This is a genomic window from Massilia sp. 2TAF26 (genome assembly GCF_052115005.1).
Taxonomy (GTDB): domain Bacteria; phylum Pseudomonadota; class Gammaproteobacteria; order Burkholderiales; family Burkholderiaceae_D; genus Telluria.
Window position 1 is genome coordinate 187,674 of record NZ_JBFRFV010000005.1, and the last position, 16,605, is coordinate 204,278.

A 16,605-nucleotide genomic window follows, 5' to 3' on the forward strand; every position below is an offset into this window, starting at 1 on the left:
AAGATCGCATGAAACGTCAACACAGCTTCATCGTCGCGGCAAGCATCGCGCTTGCCTACGCAAGCACCGCCATCCCCGCCGCCGCCGCTCCCACTGCTTCCGCCGCACCCGCTGCCGTCTTCGACGCTTCGAACCCGTTCGCCAAGGCCAGCACGCTGCCCTTCCACTACCCGGCGTTCGACAAGATCAAGGACGAGCACTTCAAGCCGGCCTTCGAAGCGGGCATGCGCGTGCACCTGCTGGAGATCGAGGCGATCGCGAACAACCACGCGGCGCCGACGTTCGACAACACCATCGTCGCGATGGAGCGCGCGGGCCAGCTGCTGGCGCGGGTGTCGACCACCTTCTCGAACCTGCAGAGCGCCAACACCAACGACAACCTGGACGCGATCGACCGCGAGATGTCGCCGAAGCTGGCGGCCCACGCGGACGCGATCTACCTGAACGCCAAACTGTGGAAGCGCGTGAAGAGCCTGTACGACAAGCGCGATGGCCTCAAGCTGGACGCCGAATCGAAACATCTGCTGGAACGCTACCACCGCGACTTCGTGCGCGCCGGCGCCAATCTCTCCAACGCCAACAAGGAAAAGCTGAAGGCCTATAACGGCGAGATCGCCAGCCTGCAGTCGACCTTCGCCCAGAACGTGCTGAAGGAAGCGAATGCCTCGGCGCTGGTGGTCGATACCCGCGCCGAACTGGCCGGCATGCTTGATGCCGAGATCGATACCGCCGCCGCGGAAGCGAAGAAGCGCGGCCTGGACGGCAAGTTCGTGATCGCGCTGGCCAACACCACCGGCCAGCCGCTGCTGTCGTCGCTGACCAACCGCGGTACGCGCGAGCGCCTGATGGCGGCATCGATGACGCGCGGCAGCCGCGGCGGCGAATTCGACAGCCGCGAGCTGGTGCAGCGCCTGGCGAAGCTGCGCGCCGAGAAGGCGACCCTGCTGGGCTACCCGACCTATGCCGCCTATTCGCTGGAAGTGGAAACCGCGAAGACGCCGGAAGCCGTCAACAAGCTGCTGGGCGAGCTGGCGCCGCCGGCCGTGAACAATGCGCGCAAGGAGGCCGCCGAAATCCAGCGTGTGATCGATGCCGAAGTTGGTAAACCCGAGGGCGGCTTCCAGGTCGCCGCGCATGACTGGGCCTTCTACACCGACAAGGTGCGCCAGGCGAAGTACGCCTTCGACGAGAACCAGTTGAAGCCTTACTTCGAACTGAACAACGTGGTGCAGAACGGCGTGTTCTTCGCCGCGAACAAGGAGTTCGGCATCAGCTTCAAGGAGCGCAAGGACCTGCCGGTGTATGACCCGGACGTGCGCGTGTTCGACGTCTTCGACGCCAACGGCAAGCAGCTGGCGATCTTCATCATGGATTACTACGCGCGTCCGAACAAGCAGGGCGGCGCCTGGATGAACGAGTACGTCACGCAGTCCACGCTGCTGGGCAACCACCCGGTGGTGGCGAACCACCTGAACATCCCGAAGCCGCCCGCCGGCCAGCCGACCCTGCTGACCTATGACGAGGTGCGCACCGCCTTCCACGAATTCGGCCATGCGCTGCACGGCATGTTCTCGAACGTGAAGTACCCTACTTTTGGGGGCGCCAACACGCCGCGCGACTTCGTCGAGTACCCGTCGCAGGTCAACGAGATGTGGGCCACCTGGCCGGAAGTGCTGGCCAACTACGCGAAGCACTACCAGACCGGCGAGCCGATGCCGCAAGAGCTGCTGCAGAAGGTGCAGGCGTCCGCGAAGTTCAACATGGGCTACATCACTACCGAGTACCTGGCCGCTTCGCTGCTCGACCAGCGCTGGCACCAGCTGGCCCCGAGCCAGATCCCGACCGACGTGCTGGGCTTCGAAGCCGCCGCGCTGAAGGATGCGGGCGTCGACTTCGCGCCGGTGCCGCCGCGCTACCGCACGACCTATTTCTCGCACAGCTTCTCGCTCGGCTATTCGGCCGGCTACTACGCCTACCTGTGGAGCGAAAAGCTGGACGCCGATACGGTCGAGTGGTTCAAGGAGAACGGCGGCCTGCTGCGCAAGAACGGCGACCACTTCCGCGAGACCCTGCTGTCGCGCGGCGGTTCGGCCGACGCCATGGACCTGTTCCGCAATTTCCGTGGCCGTGATGCGCGGATCGAACCGCTGCTGGAGCGCCGTGGCTTGACCGGCAATTGAGCGGCTGATCCACCGTCAAGCGTGGGCTCCCCGAGCCCACGCGAAGCACCACAACAAACAACAAGACGATTTTCACTGGAGAGAGAATGAACCGTTCCCACATCCTGGCCTTCGCCGTCACCGCGGCCGTCGCCACCTTCGCCCAGGCGGCGCCATCCCAGCTGCCGGCCTCGAACCCCTTCGCCAAGCCGAGCACCCTGCCGTTCCAGTACCCGGCCTTCGACAAGATCAGGAATGAAGACTTCGCCCCGGCCTTCGAGGAAGGCATGCGCCAGCAGTCGGCCGAGATCGACGTCATCGCCAATAGCAAGGCGGCGCCGAGCTTCCAGAACACCATCGTCGCGATGGAGCGTTCGGGCCAGCTGCTGAACCGCGTCTCGACCGTCTTCTACAGCCTGGTTGGCGCCAACACCAACGACACCCTGAACGCGCTGGACAAGGAACTGGCGCCCAAGCTGGCCGCGCACAGCGACAAGATCCGCCTGAACGAGAAGCTCTACAAGCGCATCAAGACCCTGTACGACAAGCGCGAGCAGCTGCACCTCGATGCCGAATCGGCCTACCTGCTGGAGCGCTACCACACCGACTTCGTGCGCGCCGGCGCCCAGCTGTCCGCCAGCGACAAGATCAAGCTGAAGGCCTATAACGCGAAGATTGCAGCCCTGCAGACCCAGTTCAGCCAGAACGTGCTGAAGGAAGCGAACGCCTCGGCGCTGGTGGTCGACAGCCGCGAAGAGCTGGCCGGCATGTCGGACAAGGCGATCGACGTCGCCAGTGCGGAAGCGAAGAAGCGCGGCCTGGACGGCAAGTTCGTGATCCCGGTCGTGAACACCACCCAGCAGGCGCCGCTGTCCGTGCTGACCAACCGCGCGACTCGTGAAAAGCTGCTGGCAACCTCGCTGGCGCGCGGCAGCCATGGCGGCGAATTCGACAACCGCGCCCTGGTGCTGGAGCTGACCAAGGCGCGCGCCGAGCGCGCCGCGCTGCTGGGCTATCCGAGCCACGCGGCCTATATGCTGGAAGACCAGACAGCGAAGACCACCGGCGCGGTCAACAAGCTGCTGGCCGAATTCGCCAAGCCGGCCGTGAACAACGCGAAGAAGGAAGCGGCCGACCTGCAGAAGGTGATCGACGCCGAAGGCGGACAATTCCAGGCCGCCGCCTACGACTGGAACTACTACAGCGACAAGGTGCGCGCCCAGCGTTACGCCTTCGACCAGAACCAGCTGCGTCCCTACTTCGAGTACAACCGCGTCCTGATCGACGGCGTGTTCTTCGCCGCCACCAAGGAATACGGCATCACCTTCAAGGAGCGCAAGGACCTGCCGGTGTACGACCCGGACGTGCGCGTGTTCGACGTCTTCGACGCCGACGGCAAGCAGCTGGCGATCTTCCTGCACGATCCCTACGCGCGCGCCAACAAGCGCGGCGGCGCCTGGATGAATGCCTACGTCGGCCAGAACACCCTGCTGGGCACCCACCCGGTGATCGCGAATCACCTGAACATCCCGAAGCCGGCCGCCGGCGAGCCGACCCTGCTGACCTACGACGAAGTGCGCACCATGTTCCACGAGTTCGGCCACGCGCTGCACGGCATGTTCTCGAACGTGAAGTACCCGCGCTTCTCGGGCACCCGCGTGCCGCGCGACTACGTCGAGTTCCCCTCGCAGGTCAACGAAATGTGGATGGCCTGGCCGGAAGTGCTGGCCAACTATGCGAAGCACTACCAGACCGGCGAGGCGATGCCTCAGGCGCTGCTGGACAAGGTGCAGGCATCAAGCAAGTTCAACGAGGGCTACCGCACCACCGAGTACCTGGCGGCCTCGATCCTGGACCAGAGCTGGCACCAGCTGGCCCCGAACCAGATCCCGACCGACGTGCTGGGCTTCGAAGCCAAGGCCCTGCATGACGCCGGCGTCGACTTCCCGCTGGTGCCGCCGCGCTACCGCACGACCTATTTCTCGCACGTGTTCTCGGGCGGTTACTCGGCCGGCTACTACGGCTACCTGTGGGCCGAGAAGCTGGACGCCGACACCGTCGAGTGGTTCAAGGAGAACGGCGGCCTGCTGCGCAAGAACGGCGACCACTTCCGCCAGACCCTGCTGTCGCGCGGCGGCACCATGGATGCGATGGAGATGTACCGCAAGTTCCGCGGCCGCGATGCGAAGATCGAGCCGCTGCTGGAGCGCCGTGGACTGACGGGCGAGTAATAAGTTTTACGAATACCCGAGGGACTTGGATTCCCGCCTGCGCGGGAACGACGAAACAGGGCGCGGCAACGGCGAGCGGCGCGCCCATCCTTCCCCTTCAGATATAAAATTTCCCACAACGCCCTCACGAGGACATCGTCTCTGCAATGAGTGTTCAGGCATTACACGGTATTACCTTAGAATCCTTATTAACCCGCCTGGTCGAGCACTACGGCTGGGATGGGCTCGGCCGCCGTATCGCGATCAACTGCTTCATCAAGGACCCCAGCATCAAGTCGAGCCTGAAGTTCCTGCGCAAGACGCCCTGGGCCCGCGAACAGGTCGAGAAGCTGTACCTGGAGACCAGGTTCACCACATGAGGGACGACGACATGCTGCCTGATAACGAAGACACCCTGAAAGCGCACCTGAAGACCTTGCACCGCCACCTCGAGGAGACGGGCGAGGTCGACGACGAACTGGAGATGCTGCTGCGCCAGCTCGACGGCGACATCAAGCACGTGCTCGAGCGCCGCGCCGACGACCCGGACGCCAACACCTATGGCCTGGCTTCGCGCAGCCAGGAAATCACGGCCCGCTTCGCGGCCCGCCACCCGAACCTGGAGCCGGCCCTACGCCAGCTCGGCAATATCCTCAACAACATGGGCATCTGATTAAGTTGTTGAAAACTAAGCCAATTTTGGAGGGGGGAGGAGTTGACCGACGGCTTTTCCTGTAAAATGCCGGCCAATGAACTCCCCCACCAATCTTTTCGCGAGCGTCCCCAAGCGCTCCAGCCGCGCTCCCGCCGCGCCCTTCCTGCCCATGTCCCGCGCGGAGATGGACAAGCTGGGCTGGGATTCGTGCGACATCATCCTGATCACGGGCGACGCCTACATCGACCACCCGAGCTTCGGGATGGCGCTGGTCGGCCGCCTGCTGGAAGCCCAGGGTTATCGGGTCGGCATCATCAGCCAGCCGGACTGGACCTCCGTGGAACCCTTCCGCGCGCTCGGCAAGCCCAATCTGTACTGGGGCATCACCGCCGGCAACATGGACTCGATGGTCAACCGCTACACGGCCGACCGCAAGATCCGCTCGGACGACGCCTACACGCCGAACGCCGAGCCGAATAAACGTCCGGACCGCGCCGTGACCGTCTACTGCCAGCGCGCCCGCGAAGCCTTCCCGGGCGTGCCGGTGATCGCCGGTTCGATCGAGGCCTCGCTGCGCCGCATCGCGCATTACGACTACTGGTCGGACAAGGTGCGCCGCTCGGTGCTGTTCGAATCGAAGGCGGATCTGGTCATCTTCGGTAACGCCGAACGCGCCCTGGTCGACGTCACCCGCCGCATCGCGGCAGGGGAGAGCATCAAGAACATCCGCGACCTGCGCGGCACCGCCTTCCTGGTGCCGCACGGCTGGCTGCCGGACCAGGAGTGGTCGGTGCACAACTCCACCCGCGTGGACGTGCCGGGCCGCGTCGACCCGCATCCGAACCCCTACGCGATGGCGCAGGAAGACACCAAGGCCTGCGCCACCGAGAATGCGCAGCCGGAACCGGAGGTCAAGCCGATCGTCATCATGACGCGCGAAGAGAGACAGGCCGCCGCGCGCGAAAAAGCACGCAAGACCGTGGTGCGCCTGCCGTCCTTCGAGACCGTCAGCGAGGATCCGGTGATGTACGCGCACGCCTCGCGCGTGTTCCACCTCGAGTCGAACCCGGGCAACGCGCGCGCGCTGGTGCAGCAGCACGGCGACCGCGACGTCTGGCTGAACCCGCCGCCGCTGCCGCTGGCCATGGACGAGATGGACGGCGTATACGACCTGACGTACGCGCGCGCGCCGCACCCGAGCTACGGCAAGGCGCATATCCCGGCCTGGGAGATGATCCGCTATTCGGTGAACATCATGCGCGGCTGCTTCGGCGGCTGCACCTTCTGCTCGATCACCGAGCACGAAGGCCGCATCATCCAGAGCCGTTCGGAGCCGTCGATCCTGCGCGAGATCGAGCTGATCCGCGATACGACGAAGAACTTCGCCGGCACCATCACCGACCTCGGCGGTCCGACCGCGAACATGTATCGCCTGTCCTGCAAGGACAAGAAGATCGAGGAAACCTGCCGCCGCCTGTCCTGCGTCTATCCGACCATCTGTTCCAACCTGGGTACCGACCACAGCAAGCTGATCTCGCTGTACCGCAAGGCGCGCGCGATCCCGGGCATCAAGAAGATCCTGATCGGCTCCGGCCTGCGCTACGACCTGGCCGTGCGCTCGCCCGAGTACGTGAAGGAACTCGTCACCCACCACGTGGGCGGCCTGCTGAAGATCGCGCCGGAGCACACGGAAGAGGGCACGCTGTCGAAGATGATGAAGCCGGGCATCGGCACCTACGACGAGTTCAAGGCGCTGTTCGACAAGTACTCGAAGGAGGCGGGCAAGAAGCAGTACCTGATCCCCTACTTCATCGCGGCCCACCCGGGTTCGACCGACGAGGACATGCTGAATCTCGCCTTGTGGCTGAAGAAGAACAACTTCCACCTCGACCAGGTCCAGACCTTCACGCCGACGCCGATGGCGATGGCAACCACCATGTACCACACGGGCAAGAACCCGCTGGCCAAGGTGACCGAGGATTCGGAAGAAGTCGTCACCGCCAAGAGCGGCAAGACGCGCAAGCTGCACAAAGCCTTCCTGCGCTACTACGACCCGGAAAACTGGCCGGTGCTGCGCGAAGGCCTGAAACGCATGGGCCGCGGCGACCTGATCGGCAACGGCGAGCGCCACCTGGTGCCGCCGCCCGGCAGCGAGCAGGAAGCCACGCCGCGTAGCGAGCGCAAGGCCCTGCCGCTGGTGGCCGAGTCCCGCGGTGCCGCGCCGAAGGGCCGGGTGATCGAGGTGGCCACCCGCCGCAACGGGCGTGGAAACAGCCGCAACGATCCAGCACCCTTCGTGGCGCCGCCGGGCAAGGCCAAGCCGGGCATCCTGTCAACCATCAAGACCAAACCGAAGGCGGCAGGGCGGAAGTAGAGCCCGGCTCTAAACGCCCGGCTTGCGGCGACGGACCGCAGCCAGGCCTGCGCTGCCGATGGCCATCAGCAGCCAGGTCGCCGGCACCGGCACGTCATTCGGCGGCGGACCCTCGTCCGCCGTGCCCTCCACGCCGACGGTGAAACCATTCCAGTATTCGGAAGTCAGGCTGCGCCAGGTCAGCGCGTCGAAGGTGCCGGTGAAACGGATGGTGCCATGCGGCTCGCCGGTGCCGATCAGCCGGTATTCGGTGTTGCCGCCGCCGAGATCCACTACCTGCTTGGTCAGGGTGCCGCAGCCATAGAAGCCGCAGCTATGGTTGCCTGGAGCGGCCGCTCCCGGGCCGGCGCCATAGCTGAGGATATCGAAGTCCTGGTTCAGGAAGGCGTAGCCGTTGCCGTTCAGGCTGACGACGGCGAATACCGGATTGGCGACCGATTGCGAGAAGGTCAGCGTCTGGCTGCCCGCATACTGCAAGGCGATGATGTCGGTGCCGGTGGGCGCGTTGTCGACTGCGCTGCTGGTGTAGGGCGAAGTCGAGTTGCGCGGCCCCCAGTAGTCGGTACCGCCGCTGGGCTGGTAGAAACCGACGCCCGCAGCATTCGTATACGTGACGGTGACTGTCGAGGTGGCGGTGGTGATGGTGCCCTGGGCCCTGAAGCCGGGACCGGTGTCGAGGTCGCCGCCCTGCCAATCGGTCCAGTAGATCGGAGCGGCGCTGGCCGTGCCGGCGGCCACGAAGGCCAGGGCGAAAATGGCACTCCGAAGGAATGCGGTATGGCGGTTTGTTGTCATTTTGCTCCCTCTTTGTTTTTGGTTGCCGAAGGAATTTCGACGCAAAACGCAATGCAATATTCATACCATTAAACCAAGTCCTTGATTTTCCATCGAAAGGGAGTGCCAGGGATGAGCAGACGTCAAATTTTCCGACAGTTGGTTAATAATTTAATATAACCAACAATATGCAGCCTGGGTTGAACGTCGCCGTCAGGCAAGCAGATCCCCGCTCGCCTGTTTTTCCCGCAACTGCCTTGCGTAGCGGTGCCTTGCCCGCAGCCGTGGATTGGTCATCAGGCGGCCCAGGGTTTCTCCGATGACCATCACCACGCCCAGCAGCGGCAGCACCAGCATCAGGCCGGCCACGCCGGACAGGGCGCCGCCGATGAAGATCATCAGCACCGCGATCAGCGGGTGGATCTTCAGGCTGCGGCCGAGGGTGATCGGCATGAAGACGAAATCGTCCAGCAGGCGCGCCAGGATGAAGACGACGATGGCGCCGTAGGCGACCAGCGGATTGACGGGGGCGTCGGTGGCGGCGACGATCACCACCATCACGCAGCCGACCACCGAGCCGATGAAGGGCACCCAGGCCAGCAGCGCGGAAATGAAGCCCAGCAGCAGCGGAGATGACACGCCGATCACCCACAGGCCGAAGCCCAGCACGATGGTGTCGAGCACGGTCAGCTTGAGCAGGCCCTCGAAATAGCGGCGCGCGGTCTGGTCGACCTCGTGCAGCAGGAACAGGGTGCGTTCGAAGTAGGCGTTCGGCACCGCGCGCGCCAGGAATTTCTTGAAGCGCAGGCCGTCGCGCAGGAAGAAGAAGGCAAGGAAGGGCGCCAGCAGCAGCGAGGGCAGCCAGCCGGCCGCGGTGACCAGGATGGTGGCCAGGTAGCGCTGGGCGAAGTTGTCGGTGAAGGCCTTGAAGCGCTTGTTGACCAGCGAGGTCAGGTGCATCTCGGCCAGCAGCGGGAATTTCGCTTCCAGCAGCGCCATCGTGTTGCGCACGAAGGCCACGCCGCCGTTCGCGTACAGCGACAGGGTCTCGCTCCAGGAAGCGCTGTCCTCCGCCGGTCCGCTGCTCCACGACAGCGCGGCCGCGACCGCCAGCGTGGCGAGCCCGAAGAACACGGCGCATACCAGCATCGACGAGACGCTGCGCGAAAAGCCCAGGCGCAGCAGGCGCCGCATCGGCCCCAGCAGGGTGTAGTACATCACGGTGCCGAAGATGAAGGGCAGTACCAGCCACAGCATATGCTCGAGCAGCACCAGCAGCAGGCAGGTGACGGCGACGATCGCGGTCCAGGCCACCGGCCCGGCGCGCTCCTCGCGGACCACGGGGCCGCCGATCACAGCGCTTCCAGCTGCGGACGGCCGTCGAGACGCTCGCGCAGGCGCTGGCCGATGTGGCGCGCCAGCGCCAGCGAGATCTTGTAGCCGATCACGGCGTCGGTATCCATCAGCGCCAGGAAGTCGTCGCGGAAGAACACCGCCAGCTCGCAGTGCTCGACGGCGCGCGCCTGGGCGCTGCGCGGCGAGTTGTCGAGCAGGGCGAGGTCGCCGAAGAAGCCGCCCGGTCCCAGCTCGCTCACCAGCCGGCGGCTGCCTTCGTGGGCGCGGCTGATCTCGACCCGGCCCGCCATCACCAGGTAGAGCGCCTGGCCTTCCTCGTTCTCGTCGAAGACGATTTCTTCCGGCAGGTAGCGCCGCTCGTGCATCAGGCCATCCACGAACTTGACCTCGAGCGGCTTGAGCGTGCGGAACAGCGGTGTGTTCTGCAGCCTGTGCTGGCGCGGGGACAGGGTCTGGGATGTGAGAAAACCAAAGATCACGGCGGCTCCATGAAAACAGCGACAAGGATGGACATCAGGTTATTGTCAATTATGCACGATTCAGTTGTGCCATGTAGCAATGTTCCAACAGTGCGGCATATCCGGCAGCAAACCGAGGACGCACTCGAATTGTGCGTAACCAAATGTTGAAACCGTGTAAGATAATTCCTTTGGGAAACAGCTGTTGTAATAATTACAGTAAACCGCAGCAGTCCCTGAGGACCACAGTGATCGATATTCAAACCTTCATGCTGGCGCTCGGTGTCGGCAATATCGCGTTTGCCCTGCTGATGGCAGGTTATATGCGGGGGGCGGACAACAGCCCGGCGCTCGGCTGGTGGATGTGGGGACGCCTGTCGATCGGGCTCGCCCAGCTCTGCTGGTGGGTCGCGCCGCAGTTCGAGCCGGGCCTGGTCGAGGCGCTGTCCGCCTGCGTCTGGCTGGCCGGGGTGGCGCTGGAAGTGGGCGCCAACTGCCTGTTCTTCGGCTTCAGGCGCTGGCGCCAGTCCCTCTACCTGTTCACGCTGCCCGGCTGGGTGGCGATCGGCTATGCGGTGGCGACCGGAGCCTCGCGCCTGCAGCTCACCGAACTGATTTCCTTCATCATCGCCCTGTTCGTATTCGGCGCGGCGGTGGTCCTGCTGCGTCCGCGCAAGGCACCGCTGCTGCAGCGTCTCATCGGCATCAACAACATCCTGTTCGCGCTGGCGATCTGGACCTGGCTGGGCCTCGAGGGCGGCAATCCGGGAACGACCGTGTCGCCGGTGAAGGACGTGGCCTACCTGGCCAGCTATCTCCTGATGATCGTGAACGGCTTCGGCTTCCTGTTGCTGTGCAAGCAGAAGGACGATGCCCTGATGCGCAGCCTGGCCACCGTCGACAGCCTGACCGGCATGCTGAACCGCCGCGCCTTCTTCGAGCGCGCCGACAGTGCGCGCCTGCTGGCGCTGCGCCTGCGCAAGCCGATCACCCTGCTGATGCTCGACATCGACCACTTCAAGCAGCTCAACGACGGCTATGGCCACGCCTGTGGCGATCGCGCCCTGCAGGCATTCGCCGACACCGCGCGCGGCGTGCTGCGCGAGCACGACGTGATCGGCCGCCTGGGCGGCGAGGAATTCGCGCTGGTCCTGCCGGGCACCGCGCTCGAGGGCGCGCTCGAAGCGGCCGAACGCCTGCGTATCGCGGTGGCCGAGGCCCCGGTGCTCGACTGCGCGCCCGGCTACCGCATGACGGTGAGCATCGGCGTGGTGACGATCGGCGTCGGCGAGGAGCTGACGGCGGCGCTGGCGCGCGCCGACCACGCGCTGTATGCGGCCAAGACCGGCGGACGCAACCGCGTCGAGCTTGGCGCCCCGATGCTCAGGAGGGCATGACGCGCAAGGCAGGGCAGAAACGAAAAAAGGTCCGACAAGTCGGACCTTTCTTCTTTGATTCTGGCGGAGCGGACGGGGCTCGCCCACGTCCCGCGGGCCGCGGAATCGCTTGCAGGCGATTCCCTTCGAGCCCGAAACCGGGTCGCCCGCAGGGGAGACCCTCCTGTAGCTAAAAAGAAAAAAGGCCCGACAAGTCGGACCTTTCTTCTTTGATTCTGGCGGAGCGGACGGGGCTCGAACCCGCGACCCCCGGCGTGACAGGCCGGTATTCTAACCAACTGAACTACCGCTCCGTTTTTACTGATCTTTTCTTCGCTGTCGGCATCATCGGAAGATCTGGTGGGCGCTGAGAGGCTCGAACTCCCGACCTAATCCTTGTAAGGGATCCGCTCTACCAACTGAGCTAAGCGCCCGCAAACCACTTCGATGTTGCCTTCGACGTTTGTCACCGCGTCCGAAGAGGCCCGAATCATAGCGTATCCCTTCCGGAGCACGCAAGGGTTTTGGGGAAAAATAATTTGTTGTATGGCCGCCTATCCCCACGCATATTTCTTGCCTTGACTTATACACATGCTCGACAATTGCGCGCTTACCAACCTGGCAATATGAAGACGCCGAGCACGGCGCGCTTGCCGGGGGAAGAGGGGGCTGGGGGAGACATAAATACAAGTTTTTTTACCCTTCCTAGGAAATCGAAATGACCAAGATGTCCAAGATGCACAAGCGCGTCATCGCCGCCCACGGCGCGATGCTGGCGCTGTCCGCCATGTCGGCCGCCCCGGCCCTGGCCCAAGCTACATCGACCAACGAGCTGCAAACCGTTACCGTGACGGCGCAGCGCCGCACCGAAAACATCAAGGAGGTGCCGGTTTCCGTCAGCGCCATCAAGGGTGAGAAACTGGACGTCATCGTCTCCGGTGGCGAAGACATCCGCGTGCTGGCCGGCAAGGTGCCGAGCCTGAACATCGAATCGTCGAACGGCCGCACCTTCCCGCGCTTCTACATCCGCGGCTACGGCAACACCGACTTCTCGCTGTTCGCGTCGCAGCCGGTGTCGCTGATCGTCGACGACATCGTGCAGGAAAACCCGATCCTGAAAGGCTTCCCGATCTTCGACGTGGCCGGCGTGGAAGTGCTGCGCGGCCCGCAGGGCACCCTGTTCGGCCGCAACACCCCGGCCGGCGTGGTCAAGTTCGAATCCGAAAAGCCGAACCTGAAGAAGGTCGAGGGCTACTACAACGCCTCGTGGGGCACGCATAACACCGTCAACCTGGAAGGCGCCGTCAACGTGCCGCTGTCCGACAAGTGGGCGATGCGCGTCTCGACCCTGCGCCAGCACCGCGACAACTACGTCGACAACTACAGCGACCTGGCCAAGACCAACAAGACCGGCGAACTGGACGGCTACAACGAACACGCCGAGCGCGTGCAGTTCCTGTACACCCCGGACAGCACCTTCAGCGCCCTGTTCAACGTGCACCAGCGCACCACCGCCGGCAGCGCCCGCCTGTTCCGCGCCAACCTGATCAAGAAGGGCACCAACGACATCGCCGACGGTTACGACCTGAACAGCATCGTCACCAATGCCCTGAACTTCCAGAACCTCAAGACCAACGGCGCCAACCTGCGCCTGTCGTGGGACCTGGGCCCGGTCAAGCTGTACTCGATTACCGGCTACGAAGGCGTGGGCCACTACAACAGCCGCGGCGACATCGACGGCGGCACCCCGGCCGGTCCGGGCTTCATTCCTTTCCAGGTGCAGACCGCCAGCCGCCTGACCGACCTGACCCAGTACTCGCAGGAATTCCGTGTCGAGTCGAAGAACGCGGGCCCGATGAACTGGCAGGCCGGCCTGTACTACTTCGATGAAGACGCGACCGGCGGCAGCGACAACTTCGACAGCGTGACCCAGCAGCAGACCTCGCGCGTGGTCTCGAACCAGAAGAACAAGGCCTGGGCCGCCTTCGGTTCCGTGACCTATGCCGTCAACGATGCCTTCACCCTGCGCGGCGGCCTGCGCTACACCGACGACAAGAAGGACTTCGCCACGCTGGAACACACCAACGTGACCCTGATCGGCCCGGCCGGCATCAGCGAGAGCAAGAGCAAGGTCAACTGGGACCTGTCGGGTACCTACAAGCTGAACCGCGAAGTGAACCTGTACGCCCGCATGGCGACCGGCTTCCGCGCGCCGAGTATCGCCGCCGCGTCGGCATCGGTGCCGGTGACCGTGGCCGATGCCGAGACCGTCACCTCGGTCGAAGGCGGCATCAAGGCCGACCTGTTCGAGCGCCGCGCCCGCGTCAACTTCTCGCTGTACGACTTCGAGGTCAAGAACCAGCAGCTGACCGTGGTCGGCGGTAACTCCAACGTCACCAAGCTGATCAACGCCAAGAAGACCAAGGCCCAGGGTGCCGAGTTCGACTTCGAAGGCATCGTCAGCCCGTCGCTGCGCGTGACCGGCGGCGCCAGCTACAACTTCACCGAGATCCGCGACCCGAGCCTGTCGGTCAACAAGTGCGCCCAGTGCACCGTCACCGACCCGGTCAACGCGGCCGGCCGCGTCGAGATCAACGGCAACCCGCTGCCGCAGGCGCCGAAGTGGACCCTCAACGCCACCGCGCGCTATGGCATCCCGATGGGCGACGGCGAGTTCTTCGTCTACACCGACTGGTCCTACCGTACGAAGATCAATTTCTTCCTGTACGAAGCGAAGGAATTCAGCGGCAAGCCGCTGACCGAAGGCGGCCTGCGCGTCGGCTACAACTGGGCGGGCGGCAAGTATGAAGTGGCTGCCTTCGGCCGCAACATCCTCGACCAGCGCCGCATCACCGGTGCGATCGACTTCAACAACCTGACCGGCTTCACCAACGAGCCGCGCACCTACGGCGTCCAGTTCAAGGGCAATTTCTAAGTCCTGAACGGCTGTCCGGTTGAGCAAAAGGCCGCGAGCGATCGCGGCCTTTTTTACGTCTGGCGCGTATGCATCTTCGTTAAAATTTATGCGTTATATCTGATATAGATCAAAGCTATGTGTTAAATGTTATGGCTGACCAAGAATGATAATCTCCTTATAATTTTGCGTTTTTTAGCAAGATCTTATTTTGCTGAGCCGATTTTCCGCCAAATAAAGTAGGTTTTTGCTACGAAGTACTGTTTTTCGTTGTAAAGATGCCGAAATCAATTGTGAAATTTCCACAAGGTTTCTTCCTTCGCGCTACTCTTCCGTGTCCGCTTTCAGACGGGCAATCGGTGTGCAGAAATAGCGCCGACACAACTAGATCTCAGGCACTCAGTAGTTCATGACGTGCTTGCGGAAAATCAAAACTTTTGTGTTTTTCTATAAAAAGGAAGAAACATGAAGTCTCAGAAATCGATGTACCCGGCAGTCTTGAAACTGTGCGCAGTGGCCGTCCTCGGCCTCGGCGCAGGCTTTGTCCAGGCCGGCGTGCCGGCCACGGCAGTCACCGCATCCGCCGCGCAGGGTGTGGACGTCACTGCCGAGACCGACCGCCTGATCGTCAAGTACAAGGACGAGTCGGCGCCGGATGCCAAGAGCGTCGCCAAAGGGCTGTCGCGGGCCGCCGCGGCGTCGCCGATGGCCGCTTCGCGCCTGGCCGTCCTCAACACGGCCGGCCGCAAGCTCGGCCTGACGATGAAGGAACTGCACACCATCGGTACCGGCGCCCGCGTGATCCAGATGAACCGCAAGATTTCGGTGGCCGAGGCCGCCAAGCTGGCGGCCGACCTGACCGCCGGCGATGCCTCGATCGAGTACGCCGAACCGGACCGCATCAAGAAGCCGATGTTCACGCCGAACGATCCCTACTTCAGCCAGCAGTGGGACTACACCGATACCGTCGGCGGCATGCGCCTGCCGGCGGCCTGGGACAAGGCCACCGGCACCGGCATCCGGGTGGCGGTGATCGATACCGGCTACCGTCCGCACGTCGATCTGCAGGGCCAGATCCTGGCAGGCTACGACTTCATCGCCGACACCACGATCTCCAACGACGGCAACGGCCGCGACAGTGATGCCAGCGATCCGGGCGACTGGACCGCCGCCGGCCAGTGCGGTACTGGCCAGGCCGCCACCAACTCGAGCTGGCACGGCACCCACGTGGCCGGCACCATCGCCGCCCTCACCAACAACGGCATCGGCGTGGCCGGCGTCGCCTACAACGCCAAGGTCGTGCCGGTGCGCGTGCTGGGCCAGTGCGGCGGCTATACCTCGGACATCGCCGACGGCATCATCTGGGCTTCCGGCGGCACCGTCTCGGGCGTGCCGAACATCGCGGCGCGCGCGCAGGTGATCAATATGTCGCTGGGCGGCGGCGGCGCCTGCGACACCACCACCCAGAACGCGATCAACGGCGCCCGTTCGCGCGGCACCGTGGTCGTGGTCGCGGCCGGCAACGAGTCGCAGAACGTCAGCAACAGCAGCCCGGCCAACTGCTCGGGCGTGATCGCGGTGGCGGCCACCAACAAGTCGGGCGGCCGTGCCTCGTACTCGAACTACGGCACCCTGGTCGACGTGGCGGCGCCGGGCGGCGACAGCGGCGCGGCGATCCTGTCGACCCTGAACGCCGGCACCAAGGGTCCGGGCGCCGACAGCTACGCCGGCTACATGGGCACCTCGATGGCCACTCCGCACGTGGCCGGCGTGGTCGCGCTGATGCTGTCGGTGAATCCGAACCTGACCCCGGACGACGTCGAATCCCGCCTGAAGTCGAGCGCGCGCGCCTTCCCGGCATCGTGCTCGGGCTGCGGCGCGGGCATCGTCGACGCCTCGGCGGCGGTCGATGCGGCCCTGGGCACCGGCGGCACCGGCACCACGATCTCGGAAACCGAGTCGAACAACACGATCTCCACCGCGAACGCCGTGACGACCGCGGGCACCACGGTCAACGGCACCATGGGCAGCACCACCGACACCGACTACTTCGTGGTCCAGGTGCCGGCCGGCAAGACCCTGAGCGCGACCCTGACGCCGAACTCGACCTCGGACTACGACCTGTACATCTACAACAGCGCCGGCACCCAGGTGACGTCCAGCACCAATGGCGCCGGTTCGATCGATTCGGCCAGTGCGACAAATACCGGCTCCACCACCGTGCCCGCCTACGTGCGCGTGGTGTACTACAGCGGCGGCACCGGTTCGACCAGCGGCAAATACACGCTGAAGCTGAGCTGGTAACCGAGCTGGTAATTGCCTGGAAACG

General features: G+C 64.2%; 11 protein-coding genes and 2 tRNA genes. 8 read left to right on the top strand and 5 right to left on the bottom strand.

All coding sequences use genetic code 11. The features are described from left to right. Positions 1-8: 8 nt before the first annotated feature. From AB4Z32_RS07455 to AB4Z32_RS07475, 5 genes are all read left to right on the top strand, one after another. Entirely contained in the window at positions 9-2,180 is a 2,172-nt protein-coding gene (locus AB4Z32_RS07455; protein ID WP_442121202.1) for a M3 family metallopeptidase, read from the top strand. Positions 2,181-2,266: 86 nt separating this feature from the next. Further along, positions 2,267-4,390, top strand: a complete 2,124-nt coding sequence (locus AB4Z32_RS07460) for a M3 family metallopeptidase (RefSeq protein WP_442121203.1) — start codon at positions 2,267-2,269, stop codon at positions 4,388-4,390. A gap of 146 nt (positions 4,391-4,536) precedes the next feature. Further along, positions 4,537-4,749 carry a VF530 family protein gene (locus AB4Z32_RS07465; protein ID WP_258847285.1) on the top strand — a complete coding sequence of 71 codons (213 nt, stop codon included), beginning with the start codon at positions 4,537-4,539 and terminating at the stop codon, positions 4,747-4,749. Further along, positions 4,746-5,042, top strand: coding sequence for a DUF4404 family protein (locus AB4Z32_RS07470; RefSeq protein ID WP_442121204.1), 297 nt, complete (start codon positions 4,746-4,748; stop codon positions 5,040-5,042). Before AB4Z32_RS07465 ends, AB4Z32_RS07470 begins: the two co-directional genes overlap by 4 nt. Positions 5,043-5,193: 151 nt before the next feature. Continuing rightward, positions 5,194-7,398: a YgiQ family radical SAM protein gene (locus tag AB4Z32_RS07475; protein ID WP_442121291.1), complete on the top strand. Its 2,205-nt coding sequence runs from the start codon at positions 5,194-5,196 to the stop codon at positions 7,396-7,398. Positions 7,399-7,407: 9 nt separating this feature from the next. Here the strand turns inward: AB4Z32_RS07475 and AB4Z32_RS07480 are convergent, their stop codons facing one another. From AB4Z32_RS07480 to AB4Z32_RS07490, 3 genes are all read right to left on the bottom strand, one after another. Beyond that, positions 7,408-8,193, bottom strand: a complete 786-nt coding sequence (locus tag AB4Z32_RS07480) for a PEP-CTERM sorting domain-containing protein (protein WP_442121205.1) — start codon at positions 8,191-8,193, stop codon at positions 7,408-7,410. Between the two features lie 192 nt (positions 8,194-8,385). Continuing rightward, positions 8,386-9,528, bottom strand: a complete 1,143-nt coding sequence (locus AB4Z32_RS07485) for an AI-2E family transporter (protein WP_442121206.1) — start codon at positions 9,526-9,528, stop codon at positions 8,386-8,388. After that, entirely contained in the window at positions 9,525-10,007 is a 483-nt protein-coding gene (locus tag AB4Z32_RS07490; protein ID WP_442121207.1) for a cyclic nucleotide-binding domain-containing protein, read from the bottom strand. Before AB4Z32_RS07490 ends, AB4Z32_RS07485 begins: the two co-directional genes overlap by 4 nt. A gap of 227 nt (positions 10,008-10,234) precedes the next feature. Here AB4Z32_RS07490 and AB4Z32_RS07495 point away from each other — a divergent pair, with 227 nt between their 5' ends. Next, entirely contained in the window at positions 10,235-11,383 is a 1,149-nt protein-coding gene (locus AB4Z32_RS07495; RefSeq protein WP_442121208.1) for a GGDEF domain-containing protein, read from the top strand. A gap of 216 nt (positions 11,384-11,599) precedes the next feature. On the opposite strand, the gene AB4Z32_RS07500 is transcribed toward AB4Z32_RS07495, so the two are convergent. Both AB4Z32_RS07500 and AB4Z32_RS07505 read right to left on the bottom strand, forming a co-directional pair. Continuing rightward, positions 11,600-11,676 (bottom strand) — tRNA-Asp (locus tag AB4Z32_RS07500). 44 nt (positions 11,677-11,720) lie between these two features. Then, positions 11,721-11,796: transfer RNA gene (locus tag AB4Z32_RS07505), tRNA-Val, on the bottom strand. 284 nt (positions 11,797-12,080) lie between these two features. On the opposite strand from AB4Z32_RS07505, the gene AB4Z32_RS07510 reads away from it, so the two are divergent. Both AB4Z32_RS07510 and AB4Z32_RS07515 read left to right on the top strand, forming a co-directional pair. Then, positions 12,081-14,297, top strand: coding sequence for a TonB-dependent receptor (locus tag AB4Z32_RS07510; protein ID WP_442121209.1), 2,217 nt, complete (start codon positions 12,081-12,083; stop codon positions 14,295-14,297). Between the two features lie 444 nt (positions 14,298-14,741). Continuing rightward, positions 14,742-16,580 (top strand): S8 family peptidase, encoded by a 1,839-nt coding sequence (locus AB4Z32_RS07515; protein WP_442121210.1) that lies wholly within the window; start codon positions 14,742-14,744, stop codon positions 16,578-16,580. Positions 16,581-16,605 lie beyond the last annotated feature (25 nt).